General features: G+C 64.7%; 15 protein-coding genes. 8 read left to right on the forward strand and 7 right to left on the reverse strand.

What is annotated here, in order from left to right; translation table 11 throughout:
• Nucleotides 1-21: 21 nt before the first annotated feature.
• From AADX97_RS03595 to lipA, 4 genes are all read left to right on the forward strand, one after another.
• A complete protein-coding gene (locus AADX97_RS03595; protein ID WP_374231632.1) occupies nt 22-450 on the forward strand; it encodes a secondary thiamine-phosphate synthase enzyme YjbQ in 429 nt (142 codons plus the stop codon).
• 3 nt (nt 451-453) lie between these two features.
• Entirely contained in the window at nt 454-1,755 is a 1,302-nt protein-coding gene (locus tag AADX97_RS03600; RefSeq protein ID WP_374231633.1) for a RuBisCO large subunit C-terminal-like domain-containing protein, read from the forward strand.
• Nucleotides 1,756-1,803: 48 nt separating this feature from the next.
• The gene (gene idi / locus AADX97_RS03605) at nt 1,804-2,376 is read left to right on the forward strand and encodes an isopentenyl-diphosphate Delta-isomerase (RefSeq protein WP_374231634.1); all 573 of its coding nucleotides are present in this window, start codon (nt 1,804-1,806) and stop codon (nt 2,374-2,376) included.
• A 409-nt stretch (nt 2,377-2,785) separates the two neighbouring features.
• Nucleotides 2,786-3,781, forward strand: coding sequence for a lipoyl synthase (gene lipA / locus AADX97_RS03610; RefSeq protein ID WP_374231635.1), 996 nt, complete (start codon nt 2,786-2,788; stop codon nt 3,779-3,781).
• Nucleotides 3,782-3,909: 128 nt separating this feature from the next.
• On the opposite strand, the gene AADX97_RS03615 is transcribed toward lipA, so the two are convergent.
• The 3 genes from AADX97_RS03615 to murU form a co-directional block, all read right to left on the reverse strand.
• Nucleotides 3,910-4,944 carry a M14 family metallopeptidase gene (locus AADX97_RS03615; RefSeq protein ID WP_374231636.1) on the reverse strand — a complete coding sequence of 345 codons (1,035 nt, stop codon included), beginning with the start codon at nt 4,942-4,944 and terminating at the stop codon, nt 3,910-3,912.
• A 93-nt stretch (nt 4,945-5,037) separates the two neighbouring features.
• Nucleotides 5,038-6,462 (reverse strand): glutamate--cysteine ligase, encoded by a 1,425-nt coding sequence (locus tag AADX97_RS03620; RefSeq protein ID WP_374231637.1) that lies wholly within the window; start codon nt 6,460-6,462, stop codon nt 5,038-5,040.
• Between the two features lie 79 nt (nt 6,463-6,541).
• Nucleotides 6,542-7,231: an N-acetylmuramate alpha-1-phosphate uridylyltransferase MurU gene (gene murU / locus AADX97_RS03625; protein WP_374231638.1), complete on the reverse strand. Its 690-nt coding sequence runs from the start codon at nt 7,229-7,231 to the stop codon at nt 6,542-6,544.
• 192 nt (nt 7,232-7,423) lie between these two features.
• On the opposite strand from murU, the gene xthA reads away from it, so the two are divergent.
• From xthA to AADX97_RS03640, 3 genes are all read left to right on the forward strand, one after another.
• Nucleotides 7,424-8,242, forward strand: coding sequence for an exodeoxyribonuclease III (gene xthA, locus AADX97_RS03630; RefSeq protein ID WP_374231639.1), 819 nt, complete (start codon nt 7,424-7,426; stop codon nt 8,240-8,242).
• 187 nt (nt 8,243-8,429) lie between these two features.
• The gene (gene murI / locus AADX97_RS03635) at nt 8,430-9,290 is read left to right on the forward strand and encodes a glutamate racemase (protein WP_374231640.1); all 861 of its coding nucleotides are present in this window, start codon (nt 8,430-8,432) and stop codon (nt 9,288-9,290) included.
• A gap of 35 nt (nt 9,291-9,325) precedes the next feature.
• Nucleotides 9,326-9,880 carry a hypothetical protein gene (locus AADX97_RS03640; protein ID WP_374231641.1) on the forward strand — a complete coding sequence of 185 codons (555 nt, stop codon included), beginning with the start codon at nt 9,326-9,328 and terminating at the stop codon, nt 9,878-9,880.
• 18 nt (nt 9,881-9,898) lie between these two features.
• Here the strand turns inward: AADX97_RS03640 and mtaB are convergent, their stop codons facing one another.
• From mtaB to AADX97_RS03660, 4 genes are all read right to left on the reverse strand, one after another.
• Nucleotides 9,899-11,275 (reverse strand): tRNA (N(6)-L-threonylcarbamoyladenosine(37)-C(2))-methylthiotransferase MtaB, encoded by a 1,377-nt coding sequence (gene mtaB, locus AADX97_RS03645; protein WP_374231643.1) that lies wholly within the window; start codon nt 11,273-11,275, stop codon nt 9,899-9,901.
• Nucleotides 11,259-11,657, reverse strand: coding sequence for a nuclear transport factor 2 family protein (locus AADX97_RS03650; RefSeq protein ID WP_374231644.1), 399 nt, complete (start codon nt 11,655-11,657; stop codon nt 11,259-11,261). The genes mtaB and AADX97_RS03650 overlap by 17 nt, the downstream gene beginning before the upstream one ends.
• Nucleotides 11,658-11,791: 134 nt before the next feature.
• Nucleotides 11,792-12,469, reverse strand: coding sequence for a hypothetical protein (locus AADX97_RS03655; RefSeq protein WP_374231645.1), 678 nt, complete (start codon nt 12,467-12,469; stop codon nt 11,792-11,794).
• 33 nt (nt 12,470-12,502) lie between these two features.
• On the reverse strand, nt 12,503-12,994 hold the full coding sequence (locus AADX97_RS03660) for a hypothetical protein (protein ID WP_374231781.1): 492 nt from the start codon (nt 12,992-12,994) through the stop codon (nt 12,503-12,505).
• Between the two features lie 917 nt (nt 12,995-13,911).
• Here AADX97_RS03660 and AADX97_RS03665 point away from each other — a divergent pair.
• Nucleotides 13,912-18,978, forward strand: a complete 5,067-nt coding sequence (locus AADX97_RS03665; RefSeq protein WP_374231646.1) for a diguanylate cyclase domain-containing protein — start codon at nt 13,912-13,914, stop codon at nt 18,976-18,978.
• The last annotated feature ends 185 nt before the right edge of the window (nt 18,979-19,163 follow it).

Below are 19,163 nucleotides of genomic sequence, written 5' to 3' on the forward strand. Positions count from 1 at the left end.
AGCCCCCCCGAAGCACCAAGCATGTTCTTTCCCTGCGAATCGATCTTCCTACGCACGGCCGCACCGATCGAGATCATCGATATCACGGCACTCGTCCAGGCACGCTTTCAGGGATGCCGAATTGCTCAAGGTCAAGTGACCTTGTTCTCGCCCCACACGACCGCATTCGTGTCCTTGAATGAAAAAGAGCCGATGTTGCAGCGCGACATGCTCGATTTCCTTCACCGCCTCGTTCCCGCCGACTCGGATTTTCGTCACAATCGCGAGCCGGTCGATGGTCGGCTGAACGCACATTCCCACCTGCTCGGGCTCCTGATGACCGCATCGCAGACCATCCCGGTTGCCGATGGACGTTTGCTTCTCGGCGGATGGCAGTCGATCTTTTTCGTCGAATTGGATGGCCCGCGCGATGAGCGTCGGCTTCTGATGCAGGTCAGCGGAGAGCAATAGCGGATGACGCCAGCCGATCTCGAAGGGTTTTTTGCGGATGCGGATACCCTGGATCCCGACGCCTATCTGCGTCTCGACTACTACTTGGAGTGCCGGGGAGACCCGCGCGTTGCCGTTGCGCACTTCTGCTCGGAGCAGTCGACCGCCCAATGGCACCGGGTCGGCTCGGGCGAGGATCTGCGCGGCGAGTTCGGCGCGAAGGTCGTCCATCTTTCCGTCGATGCGACACTCCCGGACTTCAGCTATGGTCTGAGGGCGCCGGGTGAGGGCGCGATCCATGCCTGTCGTGTCCGCATCGCCCATCCACATCGCAACTTCGGCCCGCGTATCCCGAACCTACTGAGTGCGGTCTGCGGCGAAGGCACCTTCTTCTCGCCCGGTGCCCCGGTCGTGAAGCTGCTCGACATTCATTTTCCCGACGCCTATCTGAGCCGGTTCGACGGTCCGCGCTACGGAGTCGGCGGTTTCCGAAACCTGCTCGGGGTTTACGATCGTCCGATCTTCTTCGGGGTCATCAAGCCGAATATCGGATTGGCACCGGAGGATATGGCGGAGCTCGGTCTCCAAGGTTGGTTGGGTGGGCTGGATGTCGCAAAAGACGACGAGATGCTTTGCGATACCGATTGGTGTAGCCTTGAGCGTCGATCCGCGCTCTTGGGTTCGGCTCGGCGGCGGGCGGAAGCGGAGACGGGGACTGCTAAGGTCTACCTGGCCAACGTCACCGACGAGGTGGGTCGGTTGACCGATCTGCACGACATGGCGGTTAAGAACGGCGCGAATGCCCTGCTCGTCAATGCCTTGCCGGTCGGATTGAGTGCTGTTCGAATGCTTGCTCGGCAAACTCGCGTGCCCTTGGTCGCGCACTTCCCGATGATTGCCGCCCTGAGTCGGTTGGAACGGTTTGGCATCGGCTCCGTGGTCATGACCAAGTTGCAGCGGCTGGCCGGATTCGACGTCATCATCATGCCGGGCTTCGGCGGTCGCATGTTCATGTCGGATGCCGAGGTTCGCCGCAACGCCGCCGCATGCCTTGGGCCGATGGGTCATCTTCGTCCGAGTCTGCCGGTGCCCGGCGGAAGCGATTGGGCCGGGACGCTCAAGCGGGTCTACGATGACCTCGGAACGCGCGATTTCGGCTTCGTGCCGGGGCGAGGCGTCTTCGGGCATCCGATGGGCCCGCGCGGTGGTGCCGCAAGCATCCGTCAGGCCTGGGATGCCATTGCTGCCGGTATCCCGATCGAGGATCACGCCATTCATCACGCGGAGCTGAGCGCGGCGATCGATGCCTTCGGTTGCAGCGCCTGAGTTGGACTGCGGCGACGTCGCGCCGAGACGTTTCGTTGGAGGTCATTCTTGAGTGCTCGAATCGTACCGCCGCTTGCGGCCGATGCCTTGGAGCGGGCATCGCAACGAGACGCTTGCGAACAGGTCATCTTGGTCAACGACCGGGATCTTGCCCTCGGTCGCGCCGGCAAGATCGATGCGCATCGCGATGGTCAACTGCATCGCGCCTTCTCGATCCTGGTCTTCGACGCGGACGACCGGGTACTGCTGCAGCGACGCGCCGATGTCAAATATCATTTCGCGACACGTTGGTCCAACACCTGTTGCGGCCATCCCCGGCCGGATGAGTCGACGATTCAGGCTGCCGGCCGGCGTCTGAAGGAAGAATTCGGATTCCGCGTGCCGCTTACCGAGCGCACCCAAATGGTCTATCGCGCGGAGGATCAGGCATCGGGTCTGGTCGAGCATGAGTACCTTCATGTCTTTTTCGGCGTTTACGCGGGGGATCCGCGGCCAGATCCCACCGAGATCGGGGCTTGGCGATGGATGTCCGTTCCGGCCATTCATCGCACCCTCACACGCCGACCGGAGTGGTTTACACCCTGGTTCGGACTGCTGATGGATCGCCTTTTTCCGCGGTGAAGCAGAATCCGACGGGTTCGTCCGCCGGACGAGAATCCCACGCGCAAGAATGCCCTTAATCACGTTTCGGAAATAAACTGGGCACCGAATCCAATCGTTGTCGTTGTCGTTGTCGTTGTCGTAATCGAGAACGACAACGACAACGACAACGATGAGCGTGGCAAAGATATTCTCTCGTCGAGCTGTGTTACTTATTTTTTTCCCGTTCCTTCGGGACGTCGGTCTGGTGATCGGCCTAGCGCACCCCAACCCTCTGTGATCGCGACGCGACTGCTCTCCCGGCCGAATCCGATCGGCGCGAATTTGCAAGCAACAACAGCGAATGCCGGCATACCCCGCAGCCTCTCCGTCCGGTGGACGCGAGCGCCACGTGCCGATTGCTCATTCCAAACCGTGCCCTCTATCAGCCATGCCACCCGAACATCCGCTAGACGCCCCTTCTCGCACGACCCCCGACACCCATCAGCGCGGACACGACAAGGTTTCATGTATCCCGGTCAAGGTTGAACCCGCAACGGAGATCCTGCGCAAACCGGCATGGATCCGTGCCAAGGCGCCCGTCGGTGCGGGAGTCAGCCGGATCAAGGCCCTGCTGCGTAAAGGCAAGCTGTCGACCGTCTGTGAAGAGGCGATGTGCCCGAACCTGGGCGAGTGCTTCAGTCACGGCACCGCGACCTTCATGATCTTGGGCGATATCTGCACGCGGCGCTGCCCCTTCTGCGACGTGGCGCACGGGCGTCCGCAGCCTGTCGATCCGGATGAGCCGCGACATCTGGCCGAGTCGATCGAGGCGATGGGCCTTCGCTATGTCGTGATCACATCGGTCGACCGAGACGATCTTCGCGACGGCGGAGCCGCGCATTTTGCGGCCTGCCTGGCCGCGGTTCGGGAGCGCAGTCCGGCGATCAAGCTCGAGGTCTTGGTGCCGGATTTCCGCGGTCGTGAGGCGCTCGCGCTGGCGCAGTTCGGGGGTGCCGGGGTTCCGGACGTCTTCAACCACAATCTCGAGACGGTTCCGCGGCTCTACCGGGAGGTGCGTCCCGGGGCGGACTATGCGGGGTCGCTGCGGCTACTCGCTGCGTTCAAGGCGGCGCACCCCGGAGCTCCGACCAAATCGGGGTTGATGCTGGGGCTCGGGGAGACGCGCGATGAGGTCGACGAGACCCTGCGGGACCTGCGCGCGCATGGTTGCGACATGCTCACCGTGGGCCAGTATCTCCAGCCCAGTCGCGATCACCTGCCCGTGAAGCGCTACTGGACGCCCGGCGAGTTCGACGACCTCAGGCACTTCGCCGAGTCGATCGGCTTTTCCAATGTCGCGAGCGCGCCGATGGTCCGCTCCTCCTATCATGCCGATCGTCAGGCGAGCGAGGTTCTCGACGGCGCGACGTCGGCGGATGTCTGACGGATGGCGCCCCGGCGCCGATGGCCGCAGGTTGTGCCGAGCCGTGCGAGGCACAACCAACCGTCGGTGCAGGTTGTGCTTCCTATCGTCAGCACAACCTACGGCCATGGAAGTTTCCGGGAACCGCCTTAGTCTTCGGTGGGTAGATGGTCGCTGTAGCGCTCCATTAAGTAACAGAGACAATCCTGGCGGATGACGACCTGATTGGTCGTCAACATCGAGGGCATCACAGGCTGACACAGCCGCAGCTCGTGGTCTTCGACGTGGAAATAGCGCTCGCCGACATCCCGGCCGTGCTCGTCGCGCACGTCCAGACCGATTCCGAGACCTGGGTTGACGCGAGCGAAGGCCATGCCTCTGGGTAGCTCGCAGAAGTTGAGATGCTCCAAGGCCGGATTGAGCCGCAGGTCGGCCTCTTCCGGAGAGAATCCGAACCCGACCTCCTCGCGGATCTTCACTTGGGCAACCGTGTGGAAGAGATCGATATCCTGCGGCGCGACCGGATGGGGAGAGATGCGTGCGAGATTCAGCGCGGCTTCGATGAAGCTGCGGGCGTGCTCGATCCCCTGCTGCTCTCCGACCTTGCCGCATTCCACCGTCACGGACGGGCACAGCTCGGCCATCGCAAGAGATTGCACCCCGGTCGGTCGGGTGAAATAGACGACGATGCGCCCGAACAGATTGGCGAGGTTCAGAAACCGGTTGTCGATCCGATTCACGCAGGCATAGTGCGGGTTTGAGCCCGTGTTGTTGTGCAGGTCCAGACTGGCGAACAGCCCGCGCCCGGCCATGATGCGCACGACCTCCGCCATGAGATCGTGCTCGGGGGTGTGCGCACGATCGGTGCCGGGCCACACACGGTTGTAGTCCGGTTGTCCGGGCAGACGGCGCACCCCGGATGCCGCAGCGCTGACGTTGCCGATGAAGAGGCTCAGTGACCGCGGCAAACGCAGCTCGCCGAAGCGTTCGAGCCGGTCGCGCAGCAAAGCTCGGATCGCCTCCCACCCGACCGTCTCGTTGCCGTGCATGAGCACCGACACGAAGAGTGCGGGCTCGCGGGCGCCGGATAGATGGATCAAGGTCGGCACGCCGAGCAGCCAATCAAGCTCATGGCTTGCGGCCTCGAGGATGCCTTCCGGAAGGTGATCGAGCTCTTGGAGCATGGCGTCTTTGTCGTCGATACGGGAGTTGGTTTAGGTATCCAGTCGAGCCTGTCGTGGTCGATTCGAGTGAGCCGGGGGTTTGACCGGTTCCGATCAGCCGAGCAAGGTCCACTCGTGTACCGGCCGCCCGGAGCCTTGCTGTTCCAGGTAGGCGGCGGTCAGGCCGGCCATGTCGGGGCCATGGCGTTCAACCCAGCCGCGTTGCCAACGGGCGCCGGTTCGGCCCGTTTCGAGCCGTCGCTCGATGATGCTGAGCCAATGTGCGATCTCCGGCGGGTCGATGCCTGCAGCCTGCAGCCCACGTCGCGCTCGGGGTAGGAGATCCTCCCCGAGGATGCGTCTGACCGGCAGGATCGCGCCGTCGAGCCACTGAATCTCGGCATCGAGCCCTTCGCGCGCGCAGGCATAAAAGGCCGCGCGGGTCTGCAGGAAGGGCATCCGCGATTCCGGCGGCTCGGGTTGTCCGGCCAGATCGCGTACGGCACCCAGATACAAGGCCGCATTCGCGAGCATGTCCGACACTGTCGGGCCGGCCGGCACGACACGGTGCTCGATGCGCAGATGCGGTCGCCCTGCTGCATCGAAGCCGAGCAGCGGGCGGTTCCAACGCCAAATGGTACCATTGTGAAGACGCAGATGGGCCAACGCCTGTGGCTCCTCCGCCATGAGGTGCGGGAGCAGGACCGGATAGCGGTCGAGGTTCGCGCGAAAGGTCTCCATGATCGAACGCGCGGCATACCGGAAACCGAAGCTCACGCGTTCCTGCAGGATGGGGCCGCCCGGGGAGACCGCCTGCTCGAACAGCGGGATCCGGGTCTCGTCCCAGAGGTCGTGTCCGAAGAGATAAGGCGAGTTGGCCGTGATGGCGACCATGGGCCCGCTGATGATCTTCGCGGCGTTGTAGACGCGCGCCGCTTCCCCCGGGGTTACCTTGAGGTGGATCTGAAAAGAGGTTGCGGCGGCTTCCAACATGACATCGTGCCACTCCAGCGCGAGGCCCTCGCGACCCGCGATCTCGAGCCTCAAGGGGCGGTCGTGCCGCAGGGCGAAGATCTGGTCGTTCAGGGCGCGGTAACGCTGTCGCGGTGTCATCGCGCCGAGGCTCAGATGCTGCGGGCGCACGGTCGGTAGGATGCCGATCGTCAGGAGACGGGTCCCCAGGGTTTGCGCCACACGGTCGCAGCGTTGCAGCGTCGCGGTGAGCTCGGTCGCGAGTCGAGACAGGCAATCGCCCGTCAGCGGCATCGGCGAGCCGTTGATCTCCGCGTTGAAGGTCGCGAGCTCCGCGACCACCAAGGGGTCGTTCAGACCCGCAAGGAGCGACTCGACCTCGGGTGCCGGATCCAGCCGCGGGTCCACGAGCCAAGCCTCCAGCTCGAATCCCGCGGTCGGCCCGTCGGTCTCGAACCGATCGGAGGCGAGCCAGCGCTCCAGGAGCGCCGTCTCCTCGCGCAGCCTGGCGGCGAACTCGACGAAGTCCTGCTCGGTGAAATGCGCCTCCGCAATCTCCTGGCCCATCCCTTGTCCCCCATCAGGGTTGACTTGGGCTTCATTATGGTCGGATCTCGGGCCGCTCGATAGGCGAAGTGCGTTGGGATCACTCCCGCAGGAGCCGATCCAGCTCGGCGAGCCGCTCGGGCGTGCCGATGTCGAACCAGCATCCGCGGTGGCGCTCTCCGCCGACCCGGCCCTGCGCCATTGCTTCTCGAAGCAGAGGCGCCAGCGCAAAGGCCCCGGGGCGACACCCCACGAACAGACTCGGGCTGTAGACGCCGACCCCGCTGAAGGTCAGACGCCTCGGCCCCGCGGTGTGGTCGCCCCTGGTTTGCTCTCCACCGGCTTGAACCCGGCCGCCCGTCAAAATGAAATCGCCGCTCGGGTGGTGCTGCGGGTTGTCGACCAGCACCAGGTGGGCGAGGTCGGTCCCGGCGAGGTGCAGGGCGCCCGGATCGATATCGCACCAGATGTCTCCGTTGATCACGAGGAAGGGGTCCGGTCCAAGCAGCGGCAGGGCCTTGAAGATGCCGCCGCCGGTCTCCAGGGCCGTTTGCTCCGGGGAGTAGCGGATGCGGACGCTGAATCGACTGCCGTCACCCAATGCCGCCTCGATCTGCTCGCCGAGATGGGCGTGGTTGATCACGATGTCCCGGATGTCGGCCGCGGCCAGACGCTCCAGATGATGCTGAATCAAGGGGCGACCGCCGGCCTCGAGCAGGGGCTTGGGGACCTGATCGGTCAGGGGGCGCATTCGATTGCCGCGGCCGGCGGCGAGGATCATCGCCTTCATGAGTGAGAACGGGTGGACTCTTGTAAGGGTGTCCCAAGATACACCAGCCGGTGCTGTCAGGGTCGTCGACGCGATCTGAGTCGGCTCGATCGTGCTGCTCGGACGCAGTGAACGACCGGTTTGGATGCCCGCCGTCGCCGTGGTAGCCTTTTCGCGCCATGTCGGCCACCGAGGTTAGCGAGCGTCTTCGTCGTGTTCAAGATTATTTCCTTCAATATCAATGGAATTCGCGCGCGACCCCATCAGCTCGAAGCGATCAAGGCTGCCCATGATCCGGATGTCCTGGGCCTGCAGGAGTGTAAGGTCGCCGACGATGCCTTTCCGGTCGATCTGGTACGAGGGCTTGGGTTTGCGACCCACTTCCACGGCCAGAAGTCGCACTACGGTGTCGCGCTCTTGAGCAAAGTCGAGCCGCTCGCAGTCGTCAAAGGCTTTCCGGGAGACGGCGAGGATGCTCAGCGGCGCGCCATCATCGGCCGCTACCCCTCACCCGGCGGTGGCGATATCACGGTGATCAACGGCTACTTTCCGCAGGGCGAGAGTCGTGACCATCCGACCAAGTTCCCGAACAAGCGCAAGTTCTATGCGGATCTCACGGCCTATCTGCGGGAATTCTGCACGTCCGACCAGAACCTCGTCGTGCTGGGCGATATGAATGTCGCGCCGCTCGACCTGGACATCGGCATCGGGGCGGACAACGCCAAGCGCTGGTTGCGCACCGGCAAATGCAGCTTCCTCCCGGAGGAGCGCGAATGGCTCGAGACCTTGACCGATTGGGGTCTGGTCGATGCCTATCGCACGGTGCACCCCGAGGTCGACGACCGCTTCAGCTGGTTCGATTATCGCTCGCGCGGCTTCGAGCGTGACCCCAAGCACGGGCTGCGGATCGATCATCTCCTGGTGACTGCGCCCCTGCGCGAGCGTCTGCTGGATGCCGATATCGACTATGCCATTCGCAGCATGGACAAGCCTTCGGACCATTGTCCGGTCTGGGCGCGGTTCGATCTGTGAGTCCGCCCTCGAGGTCGAGCGTCGAAACCGCGCCAGCTCCGACCGTTGTCGGAGCTGGCGCGGCCAAGCCAATCCAACAAACCACGCATGCCGCACCGGGCGCGGTTTAACATTTCCTAATCAACACGGCGATCCTGATGCCTCACATCATGTCCCGAAAACCTGCTTCGGCAAGCGTGCTCACGCGATGACGTCCCCTCAACCGATCGGCGTCTTCGACTCGGGTGTCGGCGGTCTCTCGGTCCTGCGCGAGATTCATCGCGAGCTGCCGCACGAAGATCTGCTCTATGTTGCCGACTCGGCCTATGCGCCCTACGGCGATCAGTCTGCCGATGCGATCGAGCGTCGCGCCGTTGCCGTCACGGAGCTGTTGCTCGCACGCGGGGCGAAGGCAATCGTCGTGGCATGCAATACGGCGACCGGCGCAGCGGCCCGGGTGCTTCGGACCCGCTATTCAGTGCCGGTGATCGCCATGGAACCCGCGGTCAAGCCAGCCATCGAGCAGACCCGCTCGGGTGTGGTCGGTGTTCTGGCCACGCGACAGACCCTGGCGAGCCACACCTTCAAGCAGCTACTCGCGCGCTTGGGTGAGGGGCCCGAGATCCTCCTCCAGGCCTGTCCGGGGCTGGTCGAGCGAGTCGAGGCTGGCGATTTGGAAGGCGAAGGCACGCGAGCCCTGTTGAGGGCCTACGTCGAGCCGCTCTTGGCGCAGGGTGCCGATACCCTGGTCCTGGGCTGCACCCATTATCCGCACCTGGTTAGGCTGATCGGCGAGATCGCCGGACCGCGGACGGTCGTGTTGGACTCCGGCGCTGCCGTTGCGCGGCAGGTTCACCGCCGTCTGGCCGAGGCCGGATTGCTGGCGCCGTCCGGCCGTGTCGGGACCGAGCGCTTCTGGACGAGCGGCGAGCCAACCAAGGTCGCTGCGGTGATGGAACGGCTCTGGGGTGCACCTCTGGAGCTGCATCCCTTGACCCGGGAGGCGGGGACACCGATTTTCAGAGAGGGCGCGGCCCTCATCGCTCAAGGCGCCGGGTGCAGCCGATGATGGCCCCAGCCTTTCAAGATTGCTTCGGAGGCATCATGCGCGGGACCATGGAAATCCGAATCGCCGCGATCGTCACCTTTCTCATCGCTGCGCTTGCCTCCTCAGGTGCATTCGCCAACGAGCCGTGCCTCAAAATGGTGTTCGGGCGTTATTGTTTGGGCGGTGATGTCGGGCCGCTGTTGCAGGTCGTGCCGCCGCCGCTTGTGCGCCAGGAGCAGGACGCGAGTTTGGCCTTGGTGTTCGTCGATGGCCCGGATCGACTCTATGTGCTCGCCTTCAATCATAAGATCTACAAGGTCGTGCTCGCCTTCGGCGTCTCGACGCAACTGCGGTATGAGGAGACCTATGGCGCCTTGCGCGACATCTACGGGCTCGGCGAAGACCGCAGCCGCTTCTCCCCCGATGCGACCACGCCCGGGCGCCGTTTGGTGGCGATCCGTCGCGGCGAAGGCGTCGCCATGCATGTCTGGACGCCGTCGCCGACGTGGCGCATCGAGCTGTCCTGGACGCGCGAGATGGGCCTTTCGCTCGCTTACGTTGCCACCGAGCTCAGCGCCGCACGCGCCGCGCAGATCGACCGGGGCCTCTGAGCCCGGTCTCGGATCCCTTTAGTCCTGGATGCCTGTTCCACGATCCGCCGGATCGATTGGCTGCCCGACCAGCGCGAGTCCGCCTTCCTCCAATCCGGAAAGCACGACCTTGACGAGTTGATTGCCGTCGATCGCGGTCTGGTGTGCCGCGACCTGAGCTGGCAGATAGTTGGGGGTGTAGCCGAATCGGGACTCCCGCCGCTCGTCGCCGGGGTTGCCCTCGCAGAGGATCTCGACGACCTTCCCGATCTGCTCGTGCAGGACCGCTTTGCGCATGTTCAGTGCGAGGTCCTTGAGCGCCATCAAGCGCGGATGCTTGGTCTGGCTATCGACCTGGCCCGGCATCTCGGCCGCGCGGGTTCCTGACCGCGGCGAGTAGGCAAAGGCATGGATGTGCCCGAATCGCATCGACTCGGCGAAGGCGAGGGTCTCGTCCCAGTCATCGAAGCTCTCGCCGGGGAAGCCGACGATGATGTCGGTCGTGATGTTGAGGTCCGGCACGCGCGCGCGACCCTGCTCCACCAGGGTCGCAAACTCCGCGGTCTTGCAGCGCCGTGCCATGCGTCGCAGGACGCGGTCCGAGCCGCTTTGCAGCGGCAGGTGCAGATGCGGCATCAGTCGCGGATCCTCGAAGCATCGCCAAAACGCCTCGCCGAGATCCCAAGGTTCCAACGAGCCGAGGCGCAGACGGGGGATCCGGGTCTCGCCGAGGATGCGCGCGATCAGCTCGGAGAGCGTACTGCCCGAGTCGCTGCCGTATCCGCCGAGATGCACGCCGGTCAGGACAACCTCGCGGATGCCCTGCTCGACCAGTCGATTGATGGCGCCGATGATCTCGGCAGGGGTCCGGCTGCGCTCGGCACCGCGCGCGACGGTGGTGATGCAGAAGGTACAGCTGTAGCGACAGCCGTCTTGGATCTTGATGAAGGCACGCTGACGGCCGCGCGCGAATAGTGCCCCGGCGGCGTCGGTGGCGGCCGTCTCGGGCATGGCCGGAAGGCTCAGGGTGGCGAGCGCGATCTCGACCAGGCGGTCCTTGTCGCGATTGGCGACGATCAGATCGACGCCGGTCTCGGCGGAGATGGCGCTGTCTCCGAGCGTGGCGAGACAGCCGCTGACGATGAGTCGCGCCCCTGGATTGGCGCGTTGGCTGCGCCGCAGGACTCCGCGCGATTTGCGCACCGCCTCCTGTGTGACGGCGCAGGTGTTGACGACGACCAGGTCTGCGGGGGCGTTCGCATCGACCACGCGATAACCCGCGTCCCGGAAACGCTCGGCCCACTCCTCGGATTCGGCCTCGTTGAGCCGGCAGCCGAGGGTCGTGATGTGGACCCGACGACCGAGGCTTACTGCGGGCCCGTCTTGATCGGGTCCGATCTCAAGCCCCCGGTGCACTCGGCGCCTGCGGCGTCGGCGAATTCTGGTGGATCAGCAGGCGCCAGCCATCGGCCCCTTTTCTGAAGACGTTGGTGCCGTAGATCGCGGGGCCCGGCTGACCGGGTGCCCCGCCCTGCATACGCTCTTCGATCAGGTGGATCGCGGTCTCGCCGGCCTCGATCCAGGCAATGTGCCGCACCTGGATGTCGAAGGCCCCGGCCTGCTCGAAGATGGATCGCCACAGCTGCAGAACCTCCCACCCCATCACCAGCGGCGTCATCGGCAGGAGACAGGCGATGCTCTCCGAGTCCTCCCACACCTGGACCATGGCCGCGGGGTCGCCCGCCTCCAGCGCATCGTAGAAGGCGTCCTCGGCGTCCTGAGGTGTGTCGAACGGCATTGGCGTGGGTTCCTGACTGATGGGTTGATCTTTGGCGGTAGGCGGGGTGCCGGGTAGGGGCGACTGAAGTCGCCCCTACATCTTGGCCGATCCTCTGAAAGCTGATAGCCCCCGCTCGCCCCGGAGGTTGTGGCTCACTCCGGTGCGGATGCGCTCGGGCCCGGTTCCGTGTTCCGCTCCGACTCGGGCGGACTAAACCAAGGCGCCGGTCGCCGCAGATCCACACGAGGGATGCGCAGCTGGATCCGGTCGGAGGTCACCTCGCGCGCCATGGCCGCGATGTCGGCGTCCGGCGGCAATGCCAGATGCTGACTCGCCGACCCGCTCACGACACTGTAGCCCCGACCATAGCCCGCGCCGAAGCTGTCTTGCCGATACTCTTCGGCACGAGTCCGGTAGGCAATCCTCAATCCACGCCCTCGGGACATGATTTGAACCTGCTCGGGATCGATGTTCGCGAGCCTGATCTCGACGAGGTAGGCGTCGGGCGTCGTCCGTCGCGTGATCGAAAGATGTCTTCCCCGCTGGCTCCAGGTTGCGGGCTGCGCGGGAGGTGCATCCGATCGTCCGGCGAAGGGGGCGCTCGGCGGTGCAGGCAACCCAGGCGGATCCATGAACGGCGGTGGTCCGAAAGACCCCTGCCCATAAGGATTGCCCGGATCCGCGAAGGAACCCGGGTTGCTCCACTCGCCGGCCCATGGGGCTGCGGGATAGTAGGCTCCGGGCGGTGGCGGTCCGTAAGGACCCCACGCGAAGGTCGGGGCGGAAACAGCGATGATCAAAATCGCGACGGTCAGGTGAACGATACGCATCGGTGACTCCTACATCTGCGGGGATCCGATACGTCAAGTATAGGGCGGCGGAGGACGTTGGCGCACCCGCCATGTCGGGCGATCCACCGAATCCACGAGGCCGTTCGCCAAGAGCCAGAGTCGGGCATCCTCTGCATCCTGCTCGAACCAGTGCTTTGTCGAGCCCAGCCGGAAGCTGTAGCCCCACGCGTCCATGTCCGCGAAGATCCGCTCGCGCCCGAGACCAGGGACGGCGTCCGCCAGCAACACTTGGAGATAACAGACGGCGTTCTCTTCCGCGTCGTCGCCGCCGGCATCCGTATGCAGGCGCGCGCGCCGATCCGGGTCCATGCAGATCCAATGCCCCGCCTCGTGCAGAACCGAGTGCAGAGGCGTCTCGGGTGTGGCATGCAGGACGTCGCCGACCAGGCCGGCTTCCGATTCACCCCAATAAGAGCCGGGAATGGGCTTGCCTGCGTCATGAAGGCTGAGCCCCAGGTCGAAACGCCCGAGCAAGGACACGACCCGCGTGATCTGCGCACCCATGGCGCCGAGCGTCTGGACGGCTAGGGGGCTTGCGGAGGGCGCGCTGTCATCCAACATGCTGTTGCCGCTGGCTTTCAGGAGTCGGTCGCCGGTTCTCGGTTTGCGGTGGAGTGATGAGCGAGAGAACAACCATACGGCGGGTTCCTCCGGTAGACGGCCTATCTTGCCTCGTCGATGGACACCGTATCCCGAAGCACACTGTCACCGCAATGCGTGTCTCGGCATGGTGCCAGTGAAGCCAATCTCGATCGACTGGCTCGATCTTGAATCGCTTGCCGACGATGGTAGCCGCCCAGTTCAGTGTGTCGAGCTGCACCTTATGGATGAGCGAGACCTGCTTGCGCCTGCGTGCAGGATCGGGCGCGGTCGAGCGCCGCCGCCCACTTTACCGGACCCGACGATGCCTTGGTTGCCCTGCAACCGCTGCTGGACATGATCTCCGACCGGGATGCTTTCAGAAGCAGCGCCGTCGCCGCCACCGTCTTCGGCAGATCGAGCGCCCGCCGCCAACCCGTCGGATGACTGGCGTATGAACGAAACCCGGCTCACTCGTGGTCGGTCTCGGGTGCGTTGACCTGTGTGGATCAACGGCGTCCGGAACGGCTAGCCACGATCCTCGCCAACACCGGCAGGGCCGCCCGAGGTGGGGCGGCCATCTCCACCCGCTGACGACCGCGGAGCGTGACACGGGGGTCGTGGCCGTGTTGAGGCACCTCGGGCAACGAGATGTCCAGCACCTCAACCGGATCAAGCACCGCACCTGCGGGCCGTCCGTGGCGGGTGATCGGAATCGTCTCCGCTTGCCCGACCGGGACCAGTGTTGCACACTACGGCGGGCATGACCCTTGGCGCCGCCAACGGGCTCGGTCCGCATGCCGCACCATGCAGCATTCCAACCGTCATGGATGGGGCCCGACATGATCGACACGATCGACATCCGTGGCTACGAGCTCGGCGATACGCTCTACGAGAGCGATACGTCGCTGGTCTTCAGGGCGCGCCAGCGGCACGACGATACGCCCGTCGTTCTCAAGATCCTCAAGGGCCGACATCCGGACGCCCATGAGCTCGCCCGCTACGAGCATGAGTACGCGGTCTTGAGCTCGCTGGACATCGAAGGGGTCATACGACCGATCCGACTCCTGGACTACGGCAATACACGCATTCTCGTCTTGGAGGACTTCGGCGCCGATTCACTGAGGGTGCTCTCGGGTCGGCAGGCGTTCCCGCTGGCTGACGTATTGCGGATCTGTATCGCCGTAGCGCGGGCCCTCGGTGAGCTGCATGCACGCTACGTCGTGCACAAAGACGTCAATCCATCGAACATCGTCTACGATCCGACAACAGGACTGACCAAGATCATCGACTTCGGTATTGCCGCGGTGGTTTCGCCGAGCAATCCGCAGCTGGAGGCGATGAATCGATTGGAAGGGACGCTCGCCTATCTCGCTCCCGAGCAGACCGGACGGATGAACCGGGTCGTCGATTTCCGCTCCGACCTATACGCCCTCGGCATCACCATGTACGAGCTCTTGACCGGCCGTCTGCCGTTCACGGCACGCCATGCGCTGGAATGGGTGCATGCGCAGATTGCCCGGGTGGCGCAGCCCGTGCACTCCGTCGACCGGAGGATTCCCGAGACCTTGTCCGAGATCGTCGCTCGGCTGATGGCGAAGACCGCCGAGGCCCGCTATCAGAGCGCCGCGGGACTGGAGCACGATCTGCGCGAGTGCCTGCAGCGTTTCGATGCTTCCGGGGGCGTTGCCCCGTTCTCGTTGGGCCAACAGGATCGGGCCGGCGTCTTCTACCTGCCCCGACGGCTCTACGGCCGACAAGCGGAGGTCCGGCGGGTGCTGGACGCCTTCGAGCAGTGCCGCGCCGACGCAGGCTCGTTCGAATGCCTACTGGTGTCGGGCTATTCCGGTACCGGGAAGACGTCGCTGGTCAAGGAGGTGTACAAGACGATCGCCGGGACCTACGGCTACTTCACCGAGGGCAAGTTCGATCAGTACCAGCGGGCCGAGCCCTATTCGGCGATCCGCCACGCCATCGAGCGGCTCGTCGCCGCCTGGCTCTCAGAGCCGGACGATGCGCTGGCCGTCAGGCGGGGCGGCATCCTGGCCGCGATCGGCGACCTTGGCCAGGTCCTGGTCGAGCTGGTACCGACGCTTGCCGTCATCATCGGTCCGCAGCCCGCGCTCCCGGAACTCACCGGAATCGAGGCCCAGAACCGGCTCAATCTCGCCTGTCGGCGTTTCTTTAAGGCGGCGGCGACCCGCGAGCAGCCGCTGGTGGTCTTTATCGACGACCTGCACTGGGCCGATCTCGCTTCATTGAATCTGTTGGGTGCGCTGCTGACGGACCGCGACATTCGCGATCTGTTGCTCATCGCTGCCTATCGGGACAATGAGGTCGACCAGTGCCACCCGCTGTCCGATCTGCTCCGACAACTGAGAGATGACGGCGTGACGCCGGGCCGGATCCAGGTCGGCAATCTCGGGTGCGAGGACGTCGCGGCACTGCTCGCCGACGCGCTGTTGGCCGAAGCCTCGCAAATCGAGCGACTTGCGGTGCTGATCCACCGCAAGACGTTGGGCAATGCCTTTTTCGTCCATCAGCTTCTCAAGATGCTGCATCAGGAAGGTTTGATTCGCTTCGATCCAGCCGCGGGTCGCTGGAACTGCGATACCCCGGCGATCGAGCGCCATGGCATCGCGGACGACGTGGTCGCGCTGATGGCCGCCAAGATCCGCGCGCTTGCCCCGGATGTCCGACGCTCGCTGGAGCTGGCGGCCTGCGTCGGCAATCGCTTCGGGGCCGGTATCCTGGCACTGATCGGCGCCGGGGATGGTGATGAGCCACGGCTTGCGCGCGCTCTGGAGGCGGCGGTCTCGGAGGGGCTGCTGCTCCCGGATAGCGATAGTGGCTTTCGGTTTGCGCACGACCGCATTCAGCAGGCTGCCTATTCGCTGATCTCCGAGGAGGCACGTGTACGGACGCATCTGCAGATCGGCCGAACACTGCTGCGGGAGCGCGATCGACTCCCGGCGGAGCGACGCGTCTTCGACATCGTCACCCAGCTCGACGCCGGTCTCGTGTTGATCGTTGATGCCGACGAGCGGCTGGCGCTGGCACGGCTCAACCTGGAGGCCGCACGGACAGCGCAGTCCGCGGCGGCCTATGCGGCGGCGGTCGGCTATCTACGCATCGCACGCGAGCTGTTGCCGCCCGACGGCTGGACCGATCATTACGATCTGACCTTTGCGATCCTCTGCGAGCTGGCGCGCTGTTGCTGTCTTGCCGGTGAGATCGACGACCTGGGCGACCTGTTCGACCTGCTCCTGAAATACGCTGCCGACGTGGCGGACCGGGTCGCGGTCTATCGCATTCTGATGGAGCACTCGCATCTGCGCGGAGACTACGCGGGTGCCATCAGGCTGCAGCTCGAGGCCCTCGATCAGCTCGGAGTCGCGGTCCCGGAGGACCCCGAGGCGTTGCGTCAACTGTTGCATCGCGAGCTGGCGGATGTCGAATCGAACGCTGGAGAGCGCAGTATCGAGAGCCTGATCGACGCCCCGACGATGCGCTCTCGCCAACAGCAGATGGTGATGGATGTGCTGATGAGCCTCTGGACCAGCGCCTATCTGGATGCGCGCAAGGAGCTGGTCGCCTGGGCCTCGTGCCGGATGACGAATATCTCGCTGCGGCACGGCAACAATCACCTGACCGCCTATGCGTATATGAACTACGGCTTCGTCTGCGTCGCCCTGCTTGATCAATACGAGCGCGGCCATCGCTTCGGCCGGGTTGCACTGCGGCTGTCCGAGCGCTACGACGACCTGTTGCTGCGCGGCAAGGTGCATCTGCTGTTCGCCGTGTTCATCAACCACTGGCGAGCGCCGTTGATCTCATCGCTGGAGCACAGTCGCAAGGCGTTTCCGCTGCTGGCGGAAAACGGCGACTGGACCTATGCCGGCTACTGCGCGGAGTTCATGATTTCGGACCCGATGATCGCGGGGCGCGACTGCCGGACGCTGCTGGAGGAAGCCCGCCGGTACATCCCGTTCCTGGAAGCCAACGCCCCGGTCGTGCTGGAGGCCTTCTACCGGCCGGTCTGTCTGGGGCCACTGTTGTGTCTGATGGGGATGACCGAGGCCGATACTCGCTTCGATGACGCGGATTTTTCCGAGGCCGCGTTCCTCGACGCCCACCGCGATGATGCTCTGGCCCTGTCCTATTTCTACGTGGTGAAGCTGCGCGCCCTGTATTGGATGGGGGCATTCGACGAGGCGATGGCGCTGGTGGACAAGGTCGAATTCGTCGCGACGGTTGCCTTGGCCCAGGCAAAGGTGCCGGAGATGTACCTGTTCGCGTCGCTGACCGTTCTCGCCGGCCTGTCCCGCTTCGCCGCCGATGAACGCCCGGCGCTGCTGGTCAGGGTGCGCGTCTGGCGAGAGCAGTTGCGGCGCTGGGCGGACGCGAGCCCGCAGAACTTTTTGCACAAGCGTTTGCTGGTGGAGGCCGAGCTTGCTCGCGTCGACGGGAACCTTTGGCATGCGCTGGAACTGTTCGAGCGGGCGATCGAGGCAGCCCACACGGCTGGCTATCTGAACAACGAGGCCCTGGCGTATGAGCTTTCCGCCGTGCTCCGTGCGGAGCATGGCTTGGAGCGGCCGGCCGCCTTTTACATGAACGAAGCCCGCTACCTGTGGCGCAAATCGGGCGCTGCCGCCAAAGTCCGACAGCTGGAGCGCCGTTGGCCGCGGCTGTTGTCGACGCTGTACGACTTCGAGACGCGCGGCGGGCACGATGGAACGGCGACGTTGGCATCGATCGCACCCCCGGATTGCGAGGTGTCCGCTTCGTCGGACGCGTTGGATATGATCTCCATCCTGCATGCCTCCCAGAGTCTTGCCGAGGAGCTTCGCCTGGAAGGACTGCTGAACCGGATGATGGCGATCCTGATGGAGAACGCCGGCGCAGACCGTTGTGTGTTGATGCTCGCCGAACCGCAGCGTTGGGTTGCCAAGGCGGAGTCGCGCACGAGCTGGCCGGGCCCGTCGCGGCTGCCGGACCCCGACATCGAGTCTTTGGGGGATGCGCTGCCGCTGACACTCGTCCATTACTGCATCCGGACCCGGCAGCAGGTCGTGCTCACGGATGCGTCCGCCGACCGCACCTACCGCAAAGACCCCTATTTCTCGGCGAGCGCAATGAAGTCCGTGCTCTGCCTGCCGTTGGCGCTGCGGGGCGAGCTGCTGGGCCTGGTCTATCTGGAGAACAACCTGATGACGGGTGCCTTTACGCAGAGCCGGCGACGAGTCCTCGACCTGCTCTCGGGTCAGATGGCCATCTCGATCCAAAATGCGGAGTTCTATACCCACCTCGAGGACATGGTGGACCAACGCACCGGCGAGCTGACTCAGGTCAACGAGCGCCTGCAGCAAGCCAATGCCGAATTGCAGCAATTATCGACCACCGACGGTCTCACAGGCGCGGCCAATCGGCGCTGCTTCGATGACTTTCTGGAGCGTGAATGGATCCGCCATGCGCGTCGGCAATGGCCGCTCGCGATCCTGCTCTGCGACATCGACCATTTCAAGCTGTACAACGACACACACGGGCATCTCGCCGGCGACGACTGCCTGATTCGCATCGTCGGTGCGCTCGGGACGGCCGCCGGGCGCGCCGGAGATCTGGTCGCGCGCTACGGGGGCGATGAATTGGTCGTCGTTCTGACCGAAACGGGCGAGATCGGTCTGAGTGCCGTGATCGATCGGATCCAAGAGCGCGTCGCAAGCCTCGAGATCCCGCATGCAGCGTCGCCGGTCGATCGCTTCGTGACACTGAGCATCGGCGCCTGCTGGGGCATTCCGGCGGGCGTTGGCTGGTCCGAGGCCGTGGCGATCGCGGATCGGGCGCTTTACGTGGCCAAGGCGCGCGGGCGCAACCGTTCAGTGATCAGCGCCTTGGTGCCTGCATGACGCCGCGCTGCACGGCTGAACCGCAAGAGTTCCGGAGAACGATCCGGGGCCGGGTGCCTGGTGCCCAATCAGGTGCGCCTCGTCGCGAGGGATTCCTGCACCCGACGGGCGTCGAGAGGCACCGGTCCCGCCGTCGATCGCGACACGGCGCGGTGGTATCGTTGGAGCGCCGTGTTGGCCAGGCG

The sequence above is a fragment of the Thiocapsa sp. C2-2m genome (genome assembly GCF_041903745.1).
Classification (GTDB): domain Bacteria; phylum Pseudomonadota; class Gammaproteobacteria; order Chromatiales; family Chromatiaceae; genus Thiocapsa; species Thiocapsa roseilacustris.